The sequence below is a fragment of the Tessaracoccus luoxuelianae genome (genome assembly GCF_054483915.1).
Window position 1 is genome coordinate 1,354,687 of the sequence record NZ_CM137013.1, and the last position, 20,055, is coordinate 1,374,741.

Below are 20,055 nucleotides of genomic sequence, written 5' to 3' on the forward strand. Positions count from 1 at the left end.
TCCCCCTAGAGAGACACCCCACACGTGAGTAAGCACCTCATCGAGGTTGAGCCCGTCCACGAGACGGGCAAGGGCGCCGGCCGCGTCATGATCATGTCCACCCTCGCGTTCACGCTGATGTTCGCGGTGTGGCTGATGTTCGGCATCCTCGGCGTCCCCATCCAGAAGGAACTCGGCCTCACCGACGTGGAGCTGTCCTGGATCTCGGCCCTGGCCGTCCTGAACGGCTCGATGTGGCGGCTCCCGGCCGGCATTCTGGCGGACCGGATCGGCGGCCGGAAGGTCACGCTGTTCCTGCTGTTCGCCACCGCGCTGCCCGCCTTCCTGGTCTCGAAGGCCGACAGCTACGGGCTCCTGCTCGTGCTGGCCTTCCTCGTCGGCTTTGCCGGAAACCTGTTCTCCGTCGGCACCGCCTGGAACGCGGCCTGGTACTCCCGCAAGCGCCAGGGCCTCGCCCTGGGCGTCTTCGGTGCGGGCAACGTGGGCGCGTCGGTGACCAAGTTCATCGGCCCCCCGCTGATCGCAGGGACGGCGGGGGCCACCTTCGCGTTCGGCATCGAGGGCGGCTGGCGCCTGGTTCCGGTGATCTACGCCGTGCTGCTGGTCATCGTAGGGGTGGCCGTGTGGGTGATCGTGCCGCGCGTGGATCGCGCGCCCGGCACCAGCCGGAGCGTCCGCACCATGCTGCTGCCGCTCAAGCACATGCGGGTGTGGCGGTTCAGCCTCTACTACGTGGCGGTCTTCGGCGCCTACGTGGCGCTGTCGGCGTGGCTACCCAAGTACTACGTCGACAACTTCGACGTTGACCTCACCACCGCGGGCCTGCTCACGGCCACCTTCATCTTCCCGGCCTCGCTCCTGCGTCCCGTGGGCGGCTGGCTGTCGGATCATTTCGGCGCCCGCAGGGTCATGTACTGGACGTTCGCTCTGATGCTGCTCACCAGCGGAATCCTCATGATGCCCAACGGCCACATCGTCATCGAGCACGCCGACGGCTCCCAGACCGAGCACCTCGCCTACAGCCTCAGCCTCTGGATGTTCGCGGTGCTGGTGTTCCTCCTGGGCTGCGCCATGGGCCTGGGCAAGGCCGCGGTGTTCAAGCACATCCCCGAGTACTTCCCGGAGAACGTCGGCTCGGTCGGCGGCCTCGTCGGCACCCTCGGTGGCCTCGGCGGGTTCGTCCTTCCGCCGCTGTTCGCCTACACCAAGCTGTGGTCGGGGTTCCCCACGTCCACCTTCTTCGTCCTGTTCCTCCTCACCGTCATCTGCGCGGTGTGGATGCACCTCACCATCGTCAAGATGCTGCACGACAAGTCACCCGAACTCGCCGGCACCATCGAACTTCCCCTTGAGGAGTCCGCAGTATGAGTACCAAGAAGTTCGAGACCAAGGGCGACTGGCTCCAGGCCTGGGACCCGGAGGATCCGGAGAAGTGGGACAGCAGACTCGCCTGGAACACCCTCACCATCACGACCTTCACGCTGACCCTGGCCTTCGTGGCCTGGTTCCTCCCCAGCGCCATCGTGCCCAAGCTCAACGCGCTCGGCTTCGACTTCACCAAGGAGCAGCTCTACTGGATGGCCGCCATGCCCGGCCTGTCCGGCGGAATCCTGAGGCTCGTGTGGATGGTGCTGCCGCCCAAGATCGGCACCCGCAAGATGGTGACCCTGACCACCCTCCTGCTCATCCTGCCGGTCCTCGGGTGGGGCTTTGAGGTCACCAACCCTGACGTGCCCTACTGGCGGCTCTTGGGTCTGGCGTTCCTCTCCGGCATCGGCGGCGGTGCGTTCTCCGGATTCATGCCCTCGACCTCGTACTTCTTCCCCAAGCGCCTCCAGGGCACCGCGCTGGGCCTGCAGGCGGGCATCGGCAACTTCGGCGTGTCGCTCGTGCAGCTCATGACGCCCTGGCTGATCACCTTCGGCATGTTCGGGTTCCTCGGCTCGCAGCAGATGTCGTTCGCGGGCAGGGACCCCGTCACGGTCTGGTACCAGAACTCGGCGCTGGTCTACATCCCGTTCATCATCGTCGGCGCCATCTGGGCCTACATCGCGCTGCGGTCCGTGCCGATCAAGGCCAACATCAAGCAACAGTTCGACATCTTCTCCAACCAGGACACCTGGTGGATGACCATCCTCTACATCATGACCTTCGGCACCTTCTCCGGGCTCGCGGCCCAGTTCGGCCTGCTGATGCTCAACCTCTACGGGGCGGGCAACGCCGCCATCGTCGAGGGCGCTGGGGCCACGGCCACGATGCTCGTCGACGGCTACACGCTGCCGGATCCGGTGAAGTTCGTCTTCCTCGGGCCGCTCGTCGGTGCCGGGGCCCGTATCGTGTTCTCGCCGCTGACTGACCGGATGGGTGGCGCCATCTGGACGCTCATCTCCGGCATCGGCATCCTGGGCTCGATCCTCTTCACGATCCCGGCGCTCACACCGGACACCTCCAGCGCTGCCGCGCTGCAGGGCGGGTTCAACCAGTTCCTGTGGGGCATGCTGCTGATCTTCCTGTTCTCCGGGATCGGCAACGCGTCCACGTTCAAGCAGATGCCGATGATCTTCGAGAAGCGGCAGGCGGGCGGCGTGATCGGCTGGACCGCGGCCATCGCGGCCTTCGGACCGTTCCTGTTCGGCGTCGGACTCACCATCATGAGCCCCACGCTGTTCTATGCCATCGGTGCCGTGTGGGCCGTGATGTGCATCGCGATCACCTGGTTCCGCTACGCCCGCCCGGGCGCGCCGAAGCCCAGCTGACCCCTCGGGTTAGGGTGGGCGTGTGAAGCAACTCGCAGGGGTGACGCCCGACGACGTCGACGTCGACGCGCTGACGGCGTTCGTCTCCGATGACCGCGCGGGAGCCGTCGTCACGTTCGGCGGCATCGTGCGCAACCACGACCACGGGGTGGCGGTCACGGGCATCGAGTACGTCGGGCACCCGACGGCGGAGGCTGTGATGCGGGAGATCGTGGCCGAGTTCGAGGGCCGAGAGGGCGTGCACGCGATCGCGGCGCAGCATCGCGTGGGCACGCTGGGCATCGGGGGGGTGGCGCTGTTCGTGGCTGTCGCGGCGTCCCACCGGGCGCAGGCGTTCGGTTGCGCGTCGGACCTGGTGGAGCGGGTCAAGGAGCGGCTGCCGATCTGGAAGAAGCAGTTCCTCGCCGACGGCACCCACGAGTGGTCGCAGTGCCCGTGAGGAGTGGCCCGACGTGCTGAGCGTCGAGGAGTACCTGGGGCGGGTGCTGGCGTTGGCCTCGCTCCTGCCAGCCGAGGCGACGCCCGTCGGTGAGGGTCGCGGACGGGTGCTGACGGAGGACCTGACGGCGCGGGTGGCGGTCCCCCCCTTCGACAATTCGGCCATGGACGGGTTCGCGGTGCGCGCCGCCGACGCGACGCCCGGGGCCGTCCTCAGCGTGGTCGGCGACATCCCTGCCGGCGCCACTTCCACGCCGACGGTGGGGCCCGGGGAGGCGGCCCGGATCATGACGGGCGCGCCGATGCCACCGGGGGCGGACGCCGTCGTCCCGGTGGAGGCCACCGACCAGCCGATGGGCGCCGCACCGCTGCCCGATCGCGTTGTCGTCAGCGAGGCAGCGGTGCCGGGCCGGCACGTGAGGCGGGCGGGTGAGGACGTGCGCGCGGGAGACACCGTCCTGCCCTCCGGGACCGTGTGGGGGGCAGAGGCCGCGTCCGCGGCGGCGTCGATCGGCTTCGGGTCAGTGCCGCTGCGTCGGAGGCCGCGTGTCGCGGTGCTGTCGACCGGCTCCGAGCTTGCGCCCGCCGGTGAGCCACTCGGCTTCGGCCAGATCCCGGACTCCAACTCGATCCTGCTCGCCGGCCTCGTGGAGAGGTTCGGCGGCCGGGTCGTCCTGCGGCGATCGGTGCCCGACGACGGCGCCCAGTTCGCGCGGGTGCTCGACGAGGCCTCCGCCGCCGCGGACGTGGTGGTCACCTCCGGCGGGGTGTCCGTGGGGGCGTTCGAGGTGGTACGGCAGGTGGTCGAGGGCGAGATCGAGTTCGTCAAGGTGGCGATGCAGCCGGGCAAGCCGCAGGCCTGCGGCGCACTGCGCGACCGTGACGGGCGGCCCGTGGCCTTCCTGGGTCTGCCCGGCAACCCCGTCAGCGTGTTCGTCTCGGCCTGGGCGTACCTGCGCCCGCTGCTGGCCGCGTTTCAGGGCCTTCCCACACTGTGGCCGTCCACCCAGCTCCCCGTCGCCGAGGGGTGGCACAGCCCGCCGGGGCGTCGGCAGTACACGCCGGTGCGCATCGTCGACGGCGCGGTGCAGCCCTCGCACCGGCTCGGCTCAGGCTCCCACCTGGTGGCCTCGCTCCACCTGGCCGACGGCCTCGCCGTCGTTCCGGAGGTGGAGGACGCCGTCAGGCTGGGCGACGTCGTGGCGGTCCACGTCACCACCTGACCTGAGGAGTGACGCCGGGTGCGGGGTGTGGCACCCGACATCACTGACTGCCGTCCTCGGGAATCAGGCGGCGGGTTCGTCCATGGATCGGCCCGTCTCCATCAGGGTCTTGAGCCCCGACAGGGCCCACGGCCACCCACCGCCACCGGAGCCCGGATCCGCGCCGCCCGTGACCTCGGCGAGCAGCTGCGGGTTGTTCGTCACGTCGTGGGTGAGGACGACCTGTGTCAGGCCGCCCGGGTATTCGGTGAGCTCCCAGATGACGCGGGTTGCCTCTGCCTCCGGGTACCAGGCGGGCGCCCAGTCCAGGACGAGCCGTCGCGGCTCGTCGATCTCCACCACTGAGCCGTTGACCGCAACCTCGCCCATCCCCATCTGCTTCATTTCGTCGGTGGTGAGGTTGCGGTACACGCCCCCGGGTCGGGGGTCGATCTCGACGTCTCCGCCGTAGCCCCAGCGAGACGTGTACTCCGATGTGGTGATGGCGTCCCAGATCTTCTGCGCCGGGGCGTTGATGTAGATGCTGTAGATGACGGTGTTGTTCATGGTTCAGCCTTTCGAAGGGTCGTCCTCAACGACGTGTTTGAGCTGCAGCAGCACGGAGGCGATGCCCGCTCGCTCGGTGTACTTGCCGATCCACCGTTCGTGGATCTGTTGGATCGGGACCGGGTTGAGGTGGTGGAGCTTCTCCCGGCCTTGCCTTCGCGTGGTGACGACGCCGGCGTCCTCCAGGATGCGGAGGTGCTTGGCGACGCCGAACCGGGTCATCTCCGCCCGGGTCTGGACGAGGTCCGTCAGCTCCGCGAGCGAGCGGCCGTCCCGCTCGAAGAGCGCGTCCATCAGCAGCCGGCGGATGGGATCCGCCAGCGCCTTGAACACGAGGTCGTCGTCCATACCGCGACAATATGTGACCGATAGGTCACCTGTAAAGCCCCGGGTTGGCCCCGGTCATGGAACCTGACACGCTTGCGCCATGGAGTTCACGCACCTTGATGCCCGCGGCGAGGCCCGCATGGTCGACGTCACCGCCAAGCAACCCACGGTCCGCTCGGCCACCGCCGTCGCCTCCGTCCATTGCTCGGCGGAGGTGGTTGAGGCGTTGCGCACGGGAACAGTTCCGAAGGGCGACGTGTTGGCCGTCGCCCGGGTCGCGGGGATCGCGGCGACGAAGAGGGTCCCGGATCTGCTGCCGCTGGCACACGTGATCGGCGTGCACGGCGCCGTCGTCGACCTGTCGATCGTCGACGAGGGGGTCGCCATCGAAGCGACGGTGCGGACCGCGGACCGGACCGGCGTCGAGATGGAGGCGCTGACGGCGGTGACTGTCGCGGCGTTGGCGGTGGTGGACATGGTCAAGGGCGTGGACCGTTCGGCCGAGATCGTGTCGGCGCGGATCACCGCCAAGAGCGGGGGGCGCTCAGGCGACTGGAGCCGGCCCGCGGATTCCTGATTACTGGCTGGAGGGCCGATTGAGGTCGTGATCAGCGCCGTCGAGCTGGTCGACGATGTGGACGAGCAGCGGGGCCAGCACTGAGAGTGCGTCGCGGGCCCCACCCCGGGAGCCGGGGGCGTTGTAGACGAACGCGCGGTTCTCGTTGTGGTCGATCACCCCGGCCAGGCCCCGGGAGAGCCACGACAGCGGAGTGTTCGCCGCGCCCAGGCTGCGGACGGCCTCCGCCACCCCCGGCACCTCGTAGGTGAGCAGGGACCGGGTCGCCTCGACGGTGACATCCCGCGGGCCCACTCCCGTCCCGCCCGTGGTGATGACCACGCGGGCGCCGTCGGCCACCGCGAGCCGGATCTCTGTGGCGATCACCTCGGCCTCGTCCGGCACGATGACCGGCTCCGTCACCTCGAATCCCAACTCCTTCAGCGCGCGACGGATGATCGGGCCCGAACGATCCTCGTAGACGTTGCCCGAGGCGCGATCCGAGCAGGTGATGACGGCGGCTCTGTGACTCATGGCCCCAGCCTATTCCGGCGCGAAGGCCGACAGGACCAGACCCACCGATCCGCAGGAGCGGAGTGTTAGGGTCAAGCATGACGCAGATGCGGATCTCGGCGGCGGCAAGCCTTCTGGGGGTGAGCGACGACACGGTCCGTCGCTGGGTTGAGGCCGGCCGTCTGCCGGCCAGCGCCGACGAGCAGGGGAGACGGGTCGTCGACGGCGCCGCGCTGGCCGCGCTCGCCCAGGAGCTCGCCGATGGAGGGCTGGACGACCTGGACGGGGGAGCGGGGACGCGATCAGCGCGCAACCACCTCACCGGGATCGTGACGAAGGTGACCTCGGATCTGGTGATGAGCCAGGTGGAGCTGCAGTGCGGCCGCTACCGCATCGTCAGCCTGATCTCCACCGAGGCGGTGCGGGAACTCGGGCTCGAGGTCGGCTCGGTGGCCACCGCTGTCATCAAGGCGACGAACGTGTCGATCGAGGGGCTCAGGTCGTGAACAGGTCCGCGGCACTGCTCGTCGCCGCGTTGGCACTCACGGGCTGCGGGCAGCCTTCGTCGACGAGCCCGGTCGTGTTCGCAGCGTCATCCCTGAGTGAGGTGCTGCAGGACGTGGGCGCCGAGGCCACCTTCAGCTTCGACGGCTCATCCGGGCTGCTCGACCAGCTGGCGGGTGGAGCCCCGGCCGACGTGTTCGCCTCGGCCGACCGCGCGGTGATGCAGCGCGCCGTCGACGCGGGTCTCGTCGTCGACGATCCGGTGATGTTCGCCACCAACCGGCTGGTGATCGCCGTGCCGCGAGGCAATCCGGCCGGGGTGACGGGATTCGACGAGTCGCTGAATCGCGGGAAGCTCGTGGCGTGCGCGGTGGAGGTGCCGTGCGGGGCCGCCGCACACAGGCTGGCCGACGCGGCCGGGCTGGAGCTCCGTCCCGTCTCCGAGGAGAGCAGAGTGGCCGATGTCCTCGGCAAGGTCGCCTCCGGGGAGGCCGACGCCGGCCTCGTCTACGCTACCGACGCCGTGGCCTCGACCGCCGTGGAGAGCATCGAGATCGCCGGTGCCGGCGGCGATCCGAACACCTACTGGGTGGCGGTGGTGGCCGACGCGCCCCACCCCGCCGCGGCTGAGGACTTCGTCGACGGGCTGACCGGGCCCTGGCAGGAAGACCTGCGCGCGGCCGGTTTCGGGCCGCCGCAGTGACCGCAGCGGCCCTCCCGCGCTGGGCGTGGGCGCCTTTCGCCGCTGCGATGGCGGTCCTCGTCGTGCCGCTGGTCGGCCTGTTGGTGCGGGTTCCCTGGGGGAGGTTGGGTGAGCTGCTGGGCTCCGAGCGGGCCCGTGACGCGCTGGCGCTCAGCCTCGGCACCTGCCTGGCCAGCACCCTCGCGGTGCTCCTCCTCGGCGTCCCGACGGCGCTCGTGCTGGCGCGGTCGCGGGGCCGGTGGGTCGGCGTGGCGCGGACCGTCGTGGCGGTGCCGATGGTGCTGCCGCCCGTCGTCGCGGGGCTTGCGCTGCTCGCCACCCTCGGGCGGCGCGGCCTCATCGGCGCGCCGCTGGGGGTGCTCGGGATCGAGATCGGCTTCACGACCGCCGCCGTGATCGTGGCGCAGACCTTTGTGGCCCTGCCCTACCTGGTGGTCTCGCTCGAGGGCGCCCTGCGCTCCGCGGGCACCGACTACGAGCGGGCCGCCGCACGGCTCGGCGCACGCCCCACGCACGTGTTCGGGCGGGTCACGGTGCCGTTGGCCACCCCCGCGATCCTGTCTGGCACCGCGCTCGCGTTCGCCCGGGCGCTCGGCGAGTTCGGCGCCACCCTGACGTTCGCCGGGTCCCTGCAGGGCGTGACCCGCACGCTGCCGCTGGAGATCTACCTGCTGCGGGAGTCCGACGCCGAGCTGGCCTTGGCGTTGGCGCTGGTGCTGTTGGGGGTCGCGGCTGTCGTCGTGAACGTGTCGATGCGGACGGGGCGCACCGATGCCTGAGGCCATCCGGGTCGACGCGGCGGTCGCGGACCGTGGCCTGGCCGTCGAGGTGGGCATCCCCGAGGGCGCGACTGTCGCGGTGGTGGGCCCCAACGGCGCGGGCAAGTCCAGCCTGGTCCAGCTGCTCTCCGGCGACCTGCGCCCCACCAGCGGCCGCGTGAGCGTCCACGGACTGGAGCTGTCCGGGCCGGAGGGACACGTGGCCCCCTACCAGCGGCGGTTCGGCTACGTCGAGCAGCGTTCCCTGCTGTTTCCCCACCTCGACGTCCTCGACAACGTCGCCTTCGGGCTTCGCGCCCGCGGCGTGTCGCGGGCGGCCGCGCGGGCCCGGGCGGCCGACGAGCTGGCCGCCGTCGGGTGCGCCGACCTGCGGCGGCGTCGCCCGAGGTCCCTCTCCGGCGGGCAGGCGCAACGGGTCTCGCTGGCCCGCTCCCTGGCCATCGATCCGGAGGTGATGCTGCTCGACGAGCCGCTCGCCGCGCTCGACGCCACCGTGGCGCCGGAGGTCCGGGCGCTCCTCAGGCAGCGCCTGCGCGGGATCACCACCGTGCTGGTCACCCACGACTTCCTCGACGTGGTGACCCTCGCGGACCGGGTGGTGGAGCTGAGCGAAGGCCGCGTCGTCGCGGAGGGGGACGTCGACGAAGTGTGTCAGCGCCCCACGAGCGCCTTCCTGGCCGGCTTCGTCGGGGTCAACCTGCTGCATGGCGAGGCCACGGGCGACGGCGGGGTCCGGCTGGACGAGGGGATCATGGTGGCGGGCATCTCCGCGGGCCCTCTGCCGCCGGGGCCGGCCCGCGCCGTGTTCGCGCCCACCGCGGTCAGCGTGTTCCGGGAGGCCCCGCACGGGAGTCCGCGCAACGAACTGCCCGCCCTGGTGGTGGGAATCGAGGACAGGTGGCCCGTGCAGCGGGTGACGCTGGACGTGGTGGGGCAGCGGGTCGCTGCCGACCTGACCCCCTCCGCGGTCCGCGACCTGGGCTTGGCGCCCGGTGATCGGGTGGTGGCGGTGATCAAGGCCACCCTGGTGTCGTTGTACCCGTCGTCGGCCTGAGCATCGGCCCACCGGATGAGGGGACGGCGCCCGGAACGGCGCCAGCGGGTAGAGTCTGCCGCGTGCTCGGCTACGACGGTCCCAAGGAAGAATGCGGCGTGTTCGGTGTCTGGGCGCCCGAAGAGGACGTGGCCCAGCTGACGTTCTTCGGCCTGTTCGCGCTGCAGCACCGAGGCCAGGAGTCCGCCGGCATCGCGGTGAGCAACCTCCAGCGCATCATGGTTTACAAGGACATGGGCCTGGTCAGCCAGGTGTTCAATGAGGCCACGCTGAAGTCGCTTCCCGGCCGGCTGGCCATCGGTCACACCCGCTACTCGACGACGGGGGCCAGCGTCTGGCACAACGCGCAACCCACCTTCCGCGCCACGCACGCCGGTGGACTGGCCCTGGCCCACAACGGCAACCTCACCAACACCCACGAGCTCGAGGCGTGGTTGGCGGAGCTGGACCCCACCGAGCGGGTACCGGAGAAGAAGACCATGGACTCCACCAACGACACGTCGCTGGTGACGGCTCTCATGGCCAGCTTCGGCGAGGAGCCCATCGAGCAGGTGGCGATGAAGGTCCTGCCCCGCCTGAAGGGCGCCTTCTGCCTCACCTTCATGACCGAACGCACGATCTTCGCGGCCCGAGACCCGCAGGGCATCAGGCCCCTGGTCCTCGGGCGTCTGTCCAACGGTTGGGTCGTCGCCTCCGAGACCGCGGCGCTGGACATCGTGGGCGCCAGCTTCGTGCGTGAGGTGGAGCCCGGCGAGTTCCTCGCCATCGACGAGCGCGGACTGCGGTCCGTGCGTTTCGCCGAGGCCAAGCCGAAGGGCTGCATCTTCGAGTACGTCTACCTGGCCCGCCCGGACACCACCATCGCCGGACACGGCGTGCACACGGTCCGGGTCCGGATCGGCCGGAAGCTCGCGGAGGAGTACCCCGTCGACGCCGACCTGGTGATCCCGGTGCCGGAGTCGGGGACGCCCTCGGCCATCGGCTACGCGGCTGCCTCGGGCATCCCCTACGGGCAGGGCCTGGTGAAGAACGCCTACGTGGGCCGCACCTTCATCCAACCCAGCCAGACCATCCGCCAGCTCGGCATCCGGCTGAAGCTCAACCCGCTGCGCGAGGTGATCGAGGGCAAGCGCCTCGTCGTCGTCGACGACTCGATCGTGCGGGGCAACACCCAGCGCGCCCTTGTGCGGATGCTGCGCGAGGCCGGCGCCCGCGAGGTCCACGTGCGCATCTCGTCGCCGCCGGTGAAGTGGCCATGCTTCTACGGCATCGACTTCGCCTCCCGGGCCGAGCTGATCGCACCGGGCCTGACGGTGGAGGAGATCCGCCGCTCCCTCGGCGCAGATTCCCTTGGCTACATCTCGCTTGAAGGCCTGACGGAGGCCACCCACGTGCCCGCCGACAACCTGTGCCGTGCCTGCTTCGACGGGAACTATCCCGTCGCGATCCCGCCGGCCCAGGCCGAGCTGCTGAGACTCGAGGAGAGATAGTGGAGAAGAGTGCCTACGCCGCCGCCGGCGTCGACATCGAGGCGGGCGACCGCGCCGTCGAACTGATGAAGGCCCACGTGGGCCGCACCCGTCGGCCCGAGGTGTTGGGCGGTCTCGGCGGCTTCGCAGGGTTCTTCGACGCCTCGGCGCTGAAGGGGTACCAGCATCCGGTGCTGGCCACCTCCACCGACGGCGTGGGCACCAAGGTGGCCATCGCCCAGGCCCTGGACAAGCACGACACCATCGGCTTCGACCTCCTCGGCATGCTCGTCGACGACCTCGTGGTCTGCGGCGCCGAACCGCTGTTCGTCACCGACTACATCGCCTGCGGCAAGGTGGTCCCGGAGCGGATCGCCGCGATCGTCAGCGGGATCGCGGACGCGTGTGTCGCGGCGGGCTGCTCCCTCATCGGAGGGGAGACGGCCGAGCACCCCGGCCTCCTCGAGCCGCACGAGTACGACATCGCCGGCGCGACGACGGGCGTGGTGGAGCGCTCTAAGATCCTCGGGCCCGAGCGGGTGCGCACGGGCGACGCGGTCATCGCCATGGCCTCGTCCGGTCTGCACTCCAACGGCTACTCACTGGTCCGCCACGTCCTGCTGAACCAGGCGGGCTGGGACCTCGGGCGCCACGTCGACGAGCTCGGCCGAACCCTCGGCGAGGAGCTCCTCGAGCCCACGAAGATCTACGCGCTCGACGTGCTGGACCTCATCAGCACCGTCGAGGTGCATGCCATGAGCCACATCACCGGCGGCGGGCTGGCCAACAACCTGGCCCGCGTCATCCCCAACGACATGGCCGCGGTGCTGCGCCGCTCCAGCTGGACCCCGCCCGCGATCTTCCAGATCGTGCAGACGGTGGGCGGGCTCAAGCAGGCCGACGTCGACGCCACCCTCAACATGGGCGTGGGCATGGTGGCCATCCTGCCTCAGCATGAGGTCGACGCGGCCCTGGCGGCGCTCGCCGCACGCGGTGTCCACGGGTGGGTGCTGGGCGAGATCCAGGCCTCCGAGGGGCCTGGCGAGGCGTTCCTCCTCTAGCGGGAGGAGCCCCACCGTCGTCGGCACGACGAGGGCTCGCTAGGGTGCCAGCCATGGGCACCATCGCAGAGACGCTCGCCAGCGTCATCCCCATCGTCCTGCTGATCGCGCTGGGCATCCTCCTACGCCGCCTTCGGGTGCTGGACGACGGCGTGGTCGAGGGCCTGAAGCGCCTCATCGTCAGCGTTGTGCTCCCTGCGGTGCTGTTCACCGCATTCCTGTCGATGGAGTTCCGGGCCGAATACCTGGCGCTCATCGTGATCATCCCCGTCGCCTGCGTCCTGCTGCTCGGCATGGGTGCCGTGGCGCGGCGCGCTCTGGGGGCGCCGCCCGTGGCCACCTTCCTGTTCACCGGGTTCGAGTTCGGCATGGTGGGGCTGGCGTTGTACGCGGCAGCCTACGGACTCAGTAACGTGCCGACGGCGGCGATCGTCGGTCTGGGGCATGAGTTCTTCATCTGGTTCATCTTCGTGACGCTCCTGAAGCGTCAGAGCGACGGGGCGGTGTCGCTGATCGAGACTCTTTCCTCGTTTGTGAAGTCGCCGGTCATCCTCGCGATCTTCGCCGGTCTGGTGCTCAACGCGCTCGGCGTGGCCGAACCGCTTGCGGCGAACCCGTTCTCGGCCGGGGTGCTGGGCGCGCTCGGCTACCTCGCCGCCGTGATCGTGCCCGTCATCCTGCTCATCGTGGGCTACGGGACCAGGCTGAGCCGCGCCGGAGTCCGGGAGGCGGCCCCGCTGGTGGCCGTCCGCTTCGTGGTCTGCCTGATCCTGGCGCTGGTCCTCTCCGAACTCGTCGTGGGTCGCTGGCTAGGCCTAGACCAGTTCGCCCAAGCGGCGGTCTTCATGCTGTTCATCCTTCCGCCGCCGTTCATCGTCCCGATCTTCCTGCCCGCCCACAGGCGCGACGAGGTGGCCTACTCCAACAACGTGTTGAGTCTGTATACGGTCGTCAGCGTGGTGACGTTCGTCGCCTACGTGTTCGCCACCGTCGGCTGAGGCCTGCCCCGCGGGTCGTGACGCGCGTTGCCCGATCAACCCTGCTGTCCGGTGCAGGGAGCCGTGACCCGAGGCCCGAGCGGCCGTTGTCCACGGTCTGCACGTCCTCCGGACTCGGAGGGTGGTTGGGTGGTGAGGCCGCCCGTGCCTCGGCTCCCGTCTCCCTGCACTGGCTTGGCCTGTGGTGTGGCCGCCCTGACGGGCCACACCCCAACCTGGCCAGGCCACAGCAGAAGGCGGCGGGGAACCGGGATCCGCTGCACGGGCGGCCCTCAGAGGCGCCGCAGGCCCCGACCACCTGGTCGTGTTTGGCGACCAGGGGACCCGGCCACCTCGGGCCGCCCGTTCAGCGGAACCCGGATCCCCGCACTCAGACGGCGGACCCCAGCAGAGGGGGCCAGACGGAGGGACGGTCACGATACGACCCTTCGAGACGCTCCACGGTCGCTACGCGACGCGGAGCTCCTCAGGGAGCGAAGATGGCGCGGCGGGCGGTCAGGTGCGGAGCCAGACGGTGGTCTCGCCCGGAAGCTCGTCTCCCCACGGGCCCGAGGCGACCAGAATCTCTCCCTCGGGCAGCGGAACCGGATCCTTGCCGAAGTTCGACACCACCTCCCAGCCGCCCGACCGCCGGAACCGCAGCACCTCGTCGTAGTCGGTCGGGATCCACACCATGGACTCGTCTGTCTGCAGCTCCCGCCGCAGCTGCGCCGCCCGTCGGTACATCGACAGCGTCGAGCCCGGATCCTCGGACTCCGCCTCGACGGAGTAGTGCCCGAACCACAGCGGCTGCGGCAGGTGCGAGCCGTCGTCGCCGAAGCCGAACGACGACCCGGACCGCGTCCACGGCAGCGGCACCCGGCAGCCGTCGCGGCCCACCTCCAGCTCACGGTTGCGGAAGAACGACGGGTCGGCGCGCAGCGAGTCGGGAATCTCCGCGACCTCCTGGAGGCCGAGCTCCTCGCCCTGGTACAGGTAGGCCGAGCCGGGTAGCGCCATCAGAAGCAGCGTCGCCGCACGCGCCCGACGCAGGCCGGTGGCCGCGTCGATCAGGACAGGGTCGCCGCCGGCCATCAGCCAGTCGCCGCCGTGCTTGCGCAGCGGCGTCCCGTCGGGGTTGGTCCCAGGGAACGGGGTGCCGTAGCGGCTGGCCGACCGGATCGTGTCGTGGTTGTTGAGCACCCAGGTGACCGACGATCCGGACACGGCCGCGACACCCAGGCACTCGTCGATGATCCGGTGGAAGGTTGCCGCGTCGTAGTTGGCGAGCTGGAGGTCGAAGAAGAACGACTGCCCCAGCGTGGACGGGCTCGCGTAGAGCGGCACGCGTGACGAGTGCACCGCGGCCTCCGCGACCGCCGTGCGCGGCGGGTCGTAGGAGTTGAACACCCCGCGCCACTCGGCGTAGATCTCCTGGAGTTCGTCGCGGTCCCACGTGGGATGGCTGCCGTCCCTCGGGTGGGCCTCGAGCTCGGCCTGCGTGGGCAGCGGCTCCGTCAGGTCCTTGGCGAGCATGTGGGCGGCGTCCACGCGGAAGCCGTCGACGCCGCGATCGGCCCAGAAGCGCAGGATGCTGAGGAACTCCTCCCGGACCTCATCGCTGGCCCAGTTCAGATCCGGCTGCTCGACGGCGAAGGTGTGGAGATACCACTGTCCGTCGGCCACCTGCTCCCAGGCGCTGCCACCGAAGATCGAGACCCAGTCCGTGGGCGGCTCGGAGCCGTCCGGGCCGGTGCCGTCGCGGAAGATGTAGCGCTCCCGCTCGGCCGATCCGGGGCCCGCCGCGATCGCCTGCTGGAACCAGTCGTGCAGGTTCGAGGTGTGGTTCGGCACGATGTCGATGAGGATCCGGATGCCACGCGCGTGCAGCCCGGCGGCGAGCTCGTCAAAGTCATCGAGGGTGCCGATGCGCGGGTCGATTCCGCGGTAGTCGATGACGTCGTAGCCGCCGTCGGCGAGGGCGGAGGGATAGAAGGGGCTCAGCCACACCGCGTCGATGCCGAGGCCGATGAGGTAGTCGAGCCGCGAGGCTATGCCGCGCAGGTCGCCGATGCCGTCGGCGTTGCTGTCGGCGAAGCTGCGGGGGTAGATCTGGTAGACGAGGGCTTGGCGCCACCATTGGGCGCTCTGGTCGGAGACCAGGGTCGCCTGGTCCGTGATGTCCTGCATGGGGGAAGGTCCTTCAGTGGTGAGGGTCAGCGGGTGGCCAGGCGGAGGATTCGGGACTCCCACGGCGCGAGCGACGAGGGGTCGGCGGCATCGTGGGTGGCCAGGATCAATTCGGCGCCGTCGAGGCTGGGGAGGGCGTCGAGCGGGAGTTCCGCCGAGGTCGACGAACAGTTGGCGAGGACGAGCAGTGTGGTGTCGCCCAGGGTGCGGGTGAACACCCAGAGCTGCTCGTGCTCGGGCAGAAGCAGCTCGAAGCGGCCCTCGCGGACCACCTCGTCGGTGTGTCGAAGCGCGATCAGACTCTGGAAGTGGGCGAACACCGACGCGGGGTCGAGGCGGGCCGCCTCGGCGTTGATGTCGCGGTAGTTGGGGTTGGCCGGCAGCCAGGGCACGCCGGTGGTGAAGCCCGCGTGCGGGCCGTCGTTCCACTGGACGGGGGTGCGTGCATGGTCGCGGCTCTTCGCGGCCAGCGAGCGGAGGATCTCGGCCTCGGCGGTGCCCATGGCCGTGGCCAGGGTGTGGTGGTTCAGCGATTCGACGTCGACGTAGTGCCCGATCTCCGTGAAGGGGGAGTTCGTCATGCCGAGTTCTTCACCCTGGTACACGTACGGGGTGCCCTTGTGCAGGTGCAGGACGGTGGCCAGCGTCTTGGCGGAGTTGACGCGGTGCTCGGGGGAGTCGTCGCCGAAGCGGGACACTGCCCGCGGCTGGTCGTGGTTGTCGAGGTACAGCGAATTCCAGCCCGATTCCGCCAGACCGTACTGCCACTGGGCAAGGTTGCCCTTCAGCGCGGGCAGGGGCAGTGCCATCAGGTCCCACTTGCTACCGGAGGCCTGGTCGAGGCTGACATGCTCGAACGTGAAGACCATGTTCAGCTCCCGCCGGGCAGGGTCCGTGACCCGCCGGGCCAACTCAACGGTCGCGCCGGGCATCTCGCCGACGGTGAGCAGATTCTGGTCGTCGAGGCCCACCTCGCGGTTCATTTCGGCGAGGAACTCGTCGAGACGGGGACCGTTGGCGATCTGGCGGAAGTCCGCCGAGCCGGGCTCGATCGGGCCGCCGGAGGCGAGGTCGTGTGGCTTGGAGATGAGGTTGATCACGTCCATCCGGAAGCCGTCGACTCCGCGGTCCACCCACCACCGCATCATGTCGTAGACGGCTTCGCGAACCTCGGGGTTCTCCCAGTTGAGGTCCGGCTGCCCGGGGCTGAACATGCTCAGGTAGTACTGGCCGCTGGCCGGGTCGAACGTCCAGGCCGACGGCGCGAAGGCCGCGGCGCTGTCGTCGGGCTCGGCGCCAGGCGTGCCGGGCTCGTGTCCGGGACGGGCGGGGCGCCAGTAGTACCAGCTCCGCTTGGGGGAGGCCGGGTCGCGGGACTCGACGAACCACGGGTGCTGGTCCGAGGTGTGGTTGACCACCAGGTCCATGACCAGCTTGATCCCGCGCCAGTGAGCCTGGGCGAGGAGCTCGTCGAGGTCCGCGAGGGTTCCGAACAGGGGATCGATGTCGCGGTAGTCGCTGATGTCGTAGCCGTTGTCCACCTGCGGCGAGCGGTAGACGGGCGACAGCCAGATGACGTCGACCCCGAGCTCGGCCAGGTGGTCGAGGCGGCTGGTGATGCCTGGGATGTCGCCGATGCCGTCGCCGTTGGAGTCCTGGAACGAGCGGGGGTAGACCTGGTAGACCACCGCGGAGCGCCACCAGCCGTCCGGGCGGGAAGCTGGGGCGGTCTGATGGCGTTCTGCGGTCATGGTTCTCCTTGGCTGGGATGGTGAGGGTGGGGTGGGCCGGTGCGCCCCGGCCCACCCCTTGGATGGTTCGCTCGACGCTACTTGATGGCGCCCTGGGTCAGGCCGGACATGACCCAGCGCTGCGCGAACAGGTAGACGACGATGGCGGGGGCCATGGCCATGAGGTATGACGCGAAGCTCACGTTGTAGCTGTTGCTGAACTGGGTCTGGAAGATGTTGTTGACCACGGGGATCGTCTGCCATTCGGGTTGGGAGATGATCAGCGAGGGCATCATGAAGTCGTTCCAGGAGCTGAGGAAGGCGAAGATGCCCACCGTGGCCGCCATGGGCGACAGCAGGGGGAAGATCAGCTTCCAGAACACCTGCCAGGTGCTCGCGCCGTCCATGCGCATGGACTCCTCGAGCTCCAGCGGGATGGAGCGGAGGAAGGTGCTGAACAGCAGGGTGTTGAACGCCAGCCCGAACACGATGTGGAGAATCGCGACCCCGAAGTAGTTGTCCAACCCCAGCAGGCCGGTGAGCCGCACCTGCGGCAGCGCGACCACCGGGAACGGGATGAACATGGCGGCGAGCAGGTAGTAGAAGGAGTACTTGAAGGGCTTCCGGTCCCAGTTGCGCACGATGGCGTAGGCGGCCATCGACGACACGAGGATGGCACCGGCCACGGCCACCAGGGTCACGATCAGGGAGACGAGGAAGGCCCGGGGGAAGTTGGTCAGGCTCCACGCCTCGACGAACCCGCTGAAACTCCATGGGTTGGGGAGGCTGAACGCGTTCAGGTCGGTGGACTGCTGGGTGGTCTTGAAAGCCATCGAGATGGTCACGTAGAGCGGCACGAGGACGGTGACTGCGGCGAGGATCAGCAGGATGGTGGCGGTCCAGTTGACCTTCTCCTGGCCGACCCGCCCGCGGCGCGACGCCGCACTGGGGGCCGGGACGCCGACGGCGGCGGTGGCGAGTGGGGTGCTCATGACCCGGACCTTCCCTGGGTGAGGCGCAGCTGCAGCAGCGCGATGACGATGGTGATGACGAAGAAGACGGCGGCGTTGGCCATCTGGTAGGCGTAGTCTCCGCCGCTGAAGCCGGCGAAGATGGTGAACGCGACGCTGCGGGTGGCGGTGCCGGGGCCTCCCTGGGTCAGGCCGACGATCTGGTCGTAGACCGCCAGGTAGCCCTTGAAGCCGAGGATCATGTTGATGCCCACGTAGCCGGCCACCAGCGGCAGCGTGATGTGCCACAGGTTCTTGGCCGGGGTGGCGCCGTCGATGGAGCTGGCCTCGTAGACCTCACCGGGGACCGTCATGAGGCCCGCGATGTAGATCAGCATGGCGCTGGGCACCGAGCCCCAGGTGGTGACCAGGACGATGGCGAACCATGCCCAGTCCGGGTTGGCCAGCAGGCTCGTCGACAAGCCGTCGATCCCCAGCGCCGCACCGATCTGCGGCAGCGAGTTGTTGAACAGGAAGCGGAAGACGAACGAGTAGATGATGGCCGAGATCACCATGGGGATGACGAAGACGGTGCGCAGCGGGTTGGTGAACTTGATCTTCGAGGTGAGCCCGAGGGCCAGGAAGAAGGCGATGACGTTGACCAGGATGACGGTGACGGCGGCGAACAGGAGGGTGAAGCCGTAGGACGACAGGATGTTCTCGTCGCGGAAGAGGGCCACGTAGTTGCGAAAGCCGATCCACTCGAAGTCGCCGAAGCCCATCGAGTTGGTGAAGCTCATCGTGATGCCCTCGACGGCTGGGTAGGCGATCATCAGGGTGAACACCGCGACGGCGGGCACCAGGAAGAACCAGTAGACGGGTTCGACGGGGCGTCTCGGCCCTGTCTTCGCTGCGGGCGCGCTGGCCCTGGACGGGGTTGACATGCGTGTGACTCCTTTGTCTCAGGCGCGGAAGGCGAGCCGGGCCCAGTCGCGGTCCAGCTGCGCGAGCAGCGGTTCCGGCTCAGCCCCGAGGGCGATCGACTGGAAGTAGTTGGGGGCGGGGATGTTGTTGGGGATGAACTGCGACGGGCCCATGTAGAACCGGCCGCTGTCGTAGTACTCCTGCATACCGATGATCCGCTCGTCAGTGACCGGGGGAGCGTTCTTCGTGGTGCCGAAGCCCAGGAACTCGGCGTTGTAGGGGTCCTGGATCTCCGGCTTCATGAGGTGCTGGAGGAGGGCTCGCGCGCCCTCCTGCCCGTCGGCCACCTCGGGCACCCAGAGCGCCAGGTCGATGTTGACGCGGACCTTGAGGTCCTCGGGGTTGTCGGTCGCGGGGAGGGGGAACGTGCCGAGGTCCAGGTCGTTGCCCACCTTCTCGAACTCGCCGAAGGCCCAGGGGCCCTGGAAGATCATCGCTGCGGCGCCGTTGGCGAAGGCGGTGTTGCCGTCGCCGTATCCGCGGCTCCCCGCGTCGTCATTGATGTATCCGGTGAGCTGGACCATCTTCTGCACCGGCTCGAGCATGGTCTTCTGGAAGGACACCTCGGAGTCGGGGCCGACGTCGGCGCCGATCTCGTTCATCTTCCGGTAGAACTCGGCGATGTCGACCATGCCGCCGGCCGGGTAGTCGAACCAGCCCTGCATGATGGTCCACGGGTCCATGAACGTGGCGTAGAACGGGGTGACCCCTGCGGCGGTGAGCTTCTCGCACACGTCGATGAGCGCATCCCAGGTGGTGGGCACCTCGACGCCGTTGTCGGCGAAGATGCGCTTGTTGTAGATCACGGACGCGGCCATCGCGGAGTAGGGGAGCACGCTGGTGCGATCCTCGTACTGCGGGTAGGACTTCGACAGCTCGATGATGTCCTCGCGGATGGTGGCGGCCTCCGGCAGGTCCGAGAGGTCCGAGAGCGCACCGCGCTCCATGAACCTGGCCATCTCCAGGTTGTAGTTGAGCATCCCGAGGTCCGGCGGGTTGCTGCGCACGAAGCTCGCCGAGAGGTTCGTCGAGATGTCGTGCAGGATCCGGAACTGGTCCTGGGAGGCGGTGAAGTCGGCAGCCAGCTGGCGGAAGTAGGGCACCGCCTCCGGCTTGGACTGGTGGAACAGGATGGTCTGCTGCCCGCCAGAGGAGCAGCCGGTCACCAACGGGATGGTGCTGGCGGCTCCCACCGCCGCGAGGGCCTTGAGGAAGGTGCGCCGAGGCGGCGCCCAGGAGGCGGGGGCCAGCCCTGGGGGAGGCGTCGGTGAGGGTTGAGGCACGTCGTTGTCCCT

The 20,055-nt window shown here is 69.3% G+C and carries 20 protein-coding genes; 12 read left to right on the top strand and 8 right to left on the bottom strand.

Features of this window, described 5'->3' with window-relative positions:
- The first annotated feature begins 24 nt into the window (after positions 1–24).
- Genes ACX1D1_RS05910 through ACX1D1_RS05925 form a run of 4 tightly spaced genes read left to right on the top strand, consistent with a single transcriptional unit; the run spans position 25 to position 4,417 of the window.
- Positions 25–1,368 (top strand): MFS transporter, encoded by a 1,344-nt coding sequence (locus ACX1D1_RS05910; RefSeq protein ID WP_370585700.1) that lies wholly within the window; start codon positions 25–27, stop codon positions 1,366–1,368.
- Positions 1,365–2,756 (top strand): MFS transporter, encoded by a 1,392-nt coding sequence (locus ACX1D1_RS05915; RefSeq protein WP_459056290.1) that lies wholly within the window; start codon positions 1,365–1,367, stop codon positions 2,754–2,756. The genes ACX1D1_RS05910 and ACX1D1_RS05915 overlap by 4 nt, the downstream gene beginning before the upstream one ends.
- A 22-nt stretch (positions 2,757–2,778) precedes the next feature.
- Positions 2,779–3,195: a molybdenum cofactor biosynthesis protein MoaE gene (locus tag ACX1D1_RS05920; RefSeq protein ID WP_459056291.1), complete on the top strand. Its 417-nt coding sequence runs from the start codon at positions 2,779–2,781 to the stop codon at positions 3,193–3,195.
- Positions 3,196–3,208: 13 nt separating this feature from the next.
- The gene (locus ACX1D1_RS05925; protein WP_459056292.1) at positions 3,209–4,417 is read left to right on the top strand and encodes a molybdopterin molybdotransferase MoeA; all 1,209 of its coding nucleotides are present in this window, start codon (positions 3,209–3,211) and stop codon (positions 4,415–4,417) included.
- A gap of 63 nt (positions 4,418–4,480) precedes the next feature.
- Here ACX1D1_RS05925 and ACX1D1_RS05930 read toward each other — a convergent pair whose 3' ends face one another.
- A complete protein-coding gene (locus ACX1D1_RS05930) occupies positions 4,481–4,963 on the bottom strand; it encodes an SRPBCC domain-containing protein (protein WP_459056293.1) in 483 nt (160 codons plus the stop codon).
- A 3-nt stretch (positions 4,964–4,966) separates the two neighbouring features.
- Positions 4,967–5,311 (bottom strand): ArsR/SmtB family transcription factor, encoded by a 345-nt coding sequence (locus ACX1D1_RS05935; protein ID WP_182782261.1) that lies wholly within the window; start codon positions 5,309–5,311, stop codon positions 4,967–4,969.
- Between the two features lie 79 nt (positions 5,312–5,390).
- Between ACX1D1_RS05935 and moaC the strand changes: the two genes are divergently transcribed.
- The gene (gene moaC / locus ACX1D1_RS05940) at positions 5,391–5,867 is read left to right on the top strand and encodes a cyclic pyranopterin monophosphate synthase MoaC (RefSeq protein WP_459056294.1); all 477 of its coding nucleotides are present in this window, start codon (positions 5,391–5,393) and stop codon (positions 5,865–5,867) included.
- On the opposite strand, the gene ACX1D1_RS05945 is transcribed toward moaC, so the two are convergent.
- Positions 5,868–6,380: a MogA/MoaB family molybdenum cofactor biosynthesis protein gene (locus ACX1D1_RS05945; protein WP_182782263.1), complete on the bottom strand. Its 513-nt coding sequence runs from the start codon at positions 6,378–6,380 to the stop codon at positions 5,868–5,870. It abuts the gene before it with no gap.
- A 77-nt stretch (positions 6,381–6,457) separates the two neighbouring features.
- Here ACX1D1_RS05945 and ACX1D1_RS05950 point away from each other — a divergent pair, with 77 nt between their 5' ends.
- The 7 genes from ACX1D1_RS05950 to ACX1D1_RS05980 all read left to right on the top strand — a co-directional run bounded on the left by ACX1D1_RS05950 (position 6,458) and on the right by ACX1D1_RS05980 (position 12,927).
- Positions 6,458–6,865, top strand: a complete 408-nt coding sequence (locus tag ACX1D1_RS05950; protein WP_182782264.1) for a TOBE domain-containing protein — start codon at positions 6,458–6,460, stop codon at positions 6,863–6,865.
- Complete coding sequence (gene modA / locus ACX1D1_RS05955) at positions 6,862–7,566, top strand: molybdate ABC transporter substrate-binding protein (RefSeq protein ID WP_459056295.1); 705 nt, start codon at positions 6,862–6,864, stop codon at positions 7,564–7,566. The genes ACX1D1_RS05950 and modA overlap by 4 nt, the downstream gene beginning before the upstream one ends.
- Positions 7,563–8,345: an ABC transporter permease gene (locus ACX1D1_RS05960; protein WP_459056296.1), complete on the top strand. Its 783-nt coding sequence runs from the start codon at positions 7,563–7,565 to the stop codon at positions 8,343–8,345. Before modA ends, ACX1D1_RS05960 begins: the two co-directional genes overlap by 4 nt.
- Positions 8,338–9,399 carry a sulfate/molybdate ABC transporter ATP-binding protein gene (locus ACX1D1_RS05965; RefSeq protein ID WP_459056297.1) on the top strand — a complete coding sequence of 354 codons (1,062 nt, stop codon included), beginning with the start codon at positions 8,338–8,340 and terminating at the stop codon, positions 9,397–9,399. Before ACX1D1_RS05960 ends, ACX1D1_RS05965 begins: the two co-directional genes overlap by 8 nt.
- Before the next feature lie 62 nt (positions 9,400–9,461).
- Positions 9,462–10,889 (top strand): amidophosphoribosyltransferase, encoded by a 1,428-nt coding sequence (gene purF / locus ACX1D1_RS05970; RefSeq protein WP_182782266.1) that lies wholly within the window; start codon positions 9,462–9,464, stop codon positions 10,887–10,889.
- Entirely contained in the window at positions 10,886–11,929 is a 1,044-nt protein-coding gene (purM, locus tag ACX1D1_RS05975) for a phosphoribosylformylglycinamidine cyclo-ligase (RefSeq protein ID WP_459056546.1), read from the top strand. Before purF ends, purM begins: the two co-directional genes overlap by 4 nt.
- A 53-nt stretch (positions 11,930–11,982) precedes the next feature.
- Positions 11,983–12,927 carry an AEC family transporter gene (locus tag ACX1D1_RS05980; protein WP_459056298.1) on the top strand — a complete coding sequence of 315 codons (945 nt, stop codon included), beginning with the start codon at positions 11,983–11,985 and terminating at the stop codon, positions 12,925–12,927.
- A 495-nt stretch (positions 12,928–13,422) separates the two neighbouring features.
- Here the strand turns inward: ACX1D1_RS05980 and ACX1D1_RS05985 are convergent, their stop codons facing one another.
- The 5 genes from ACX1D1_RS05985 to ACX1D1_RS06005 form a co-directional block, all read right to left on the bottom strand.
- Positions 13,423–15,096: a glycoside hydrolase family 13 protein gene (locus ACX1D1_RS05985; RefSeq protein WP_459056299.1), complete on the bottom strand. Its 1,674-nt coding sequence runs from the start codon at positions 15,094–15,096 to the stop codon at positions 13,423–13,425.
- A 26-nt stretch (positions 15,097–15,122) separates the two neighbouring features.
- Complete coding sequence (locus ACX1D1_RS05990; protein WP_459056300.1) at positions 15,123–16,847, bottom strand: glycoside hydrolase family 13 protein; 1,725 nt, start codon at positions 16,845–16,847, stop codon at positions 15,123–15,125.
- A gap of 77 nt (positions 16,848–16,924) precedes the next feature.
- Positions 16,925–17,818 (bottom strand): carbohydrate ABC transporter permease, encoded by an 894-nt coding sequence (locus tag ACX1D1_RS05995; protein WP_459056301.1) that lies wholly within the window; start codon positions 17,816–17,818, stop codon positions 16,925–16,927.
- Positions 17,815–18,720, bottom strand: a complete 906-nt coding sequence (locus ACX1D1_RS06000) for a carbohydrate ABC transporter permease (protein WP_182782271.1) — start codon at positions 18,718–18,720, stop codon at positions 17,815–17,817. Before ACX1D1_RS06000 ends, ACX1D1_RS05995 begins: the two co-directional genes overlap by 4 nt.
- Before the next feature lie 18 nt (positions 18,721–18,738).
- Complete coding sequence (locus ACX1D1_RS06005) at positions 18,739–20,043, bottom strand: ABC transporter substrate-binding protein (RefSeq protein ID WP_370586040.1); 1,305 nt, start codon at positions 20,041–20,043, stop codon at positions 18,739–18,741.
- Positions 20,044–20,055: the final 12 nt, after the last annotated feature.

Coding starts and splice junctions, on each gene's coding strand:
- ACX1D1_RS06000 (WP_182782271.1), bottom strand. CDS start 18,720: ATGTCAACCCCGTCCAGGGCCAGCGCGCCCGCAGCGAAGACAGGGCCG.
- ACX1D1_RS05915 (WP_459056290.1), top strand. CDS start 1,365: ATGAGTACCAAGAAGTTCGAGACCAAGGGCGACTGGCTCCAGGCCTGG.
- ACX1D1_RS05995 (WP_459056301.1), bottom strand. CDS start 17,818: ATGAGCACCCCACTCGCCACCGCCGCCGTCGGCGTCCCGGCCCCCAGT.
- ACX1D1_RS05980 (WP_459056298.1), top strand. CDS start 11,983: ATGGGCACCATCGCAGAGACGCTCGCCAGCGTCATCCCCATCGTCCTG.
- moaC (WP_459056294.1), top strand. CDS start 5,391: ATGGAGTTCACGCACCTTGATGCCCGCGGCGAGGCCCGCATGGTCGAC.
- ACX1D1_RS05935 (WP_182782261.1), bottom strand. CDS start 5,311: ATGGACGACGACCTCGTGTTCAAGGCGCTGGCGGATCCCATCCGCCGG.
- ACX1D1_RS05985 (WP_459056299.1), bottom strand. CDS start 15,096: ATGCAGGACATCACGGACCAGGCGACCCTGGTCTCCGACCAGAGCGCC.
- ACX1D1_RS05965 (WP_459056297.1), top strand. CDS start 8,338: ATGCCTGAGGCCATCCGGGTCGACGCGGCGGTCGCGGACCGTGGCCTG.
- ACX1D1_RS05945 (WP_182782263.1), bottom strand. CDS start 6,380: ATGAGTCACAGAGCCGCCGTCATCACCTGCTCGGATCGCGCCTCGGGC.
- ACX1D1_RS05930 (WP_459056293.1), bottom strand. CDS start 4,963: ATGAACAACACCGTCATCTACAGCATCTACATCAACGCCCCGGCGCAG.
- ACX1D1_RS05990 (WP_459056300.1), bottom strand. CDS start 16,847: ATGACCGCAGAACGCCATCAGACCGCCCCAGCTTCCCGCCCGGACGGC.
- ACX1D1_RS05950 (WP_182782264.1), top strand. CDS start 6,458: ATGACGCAGATGCGGATCTCGGCGGCGGCAAGCCTTCTGGGGGTGAGC.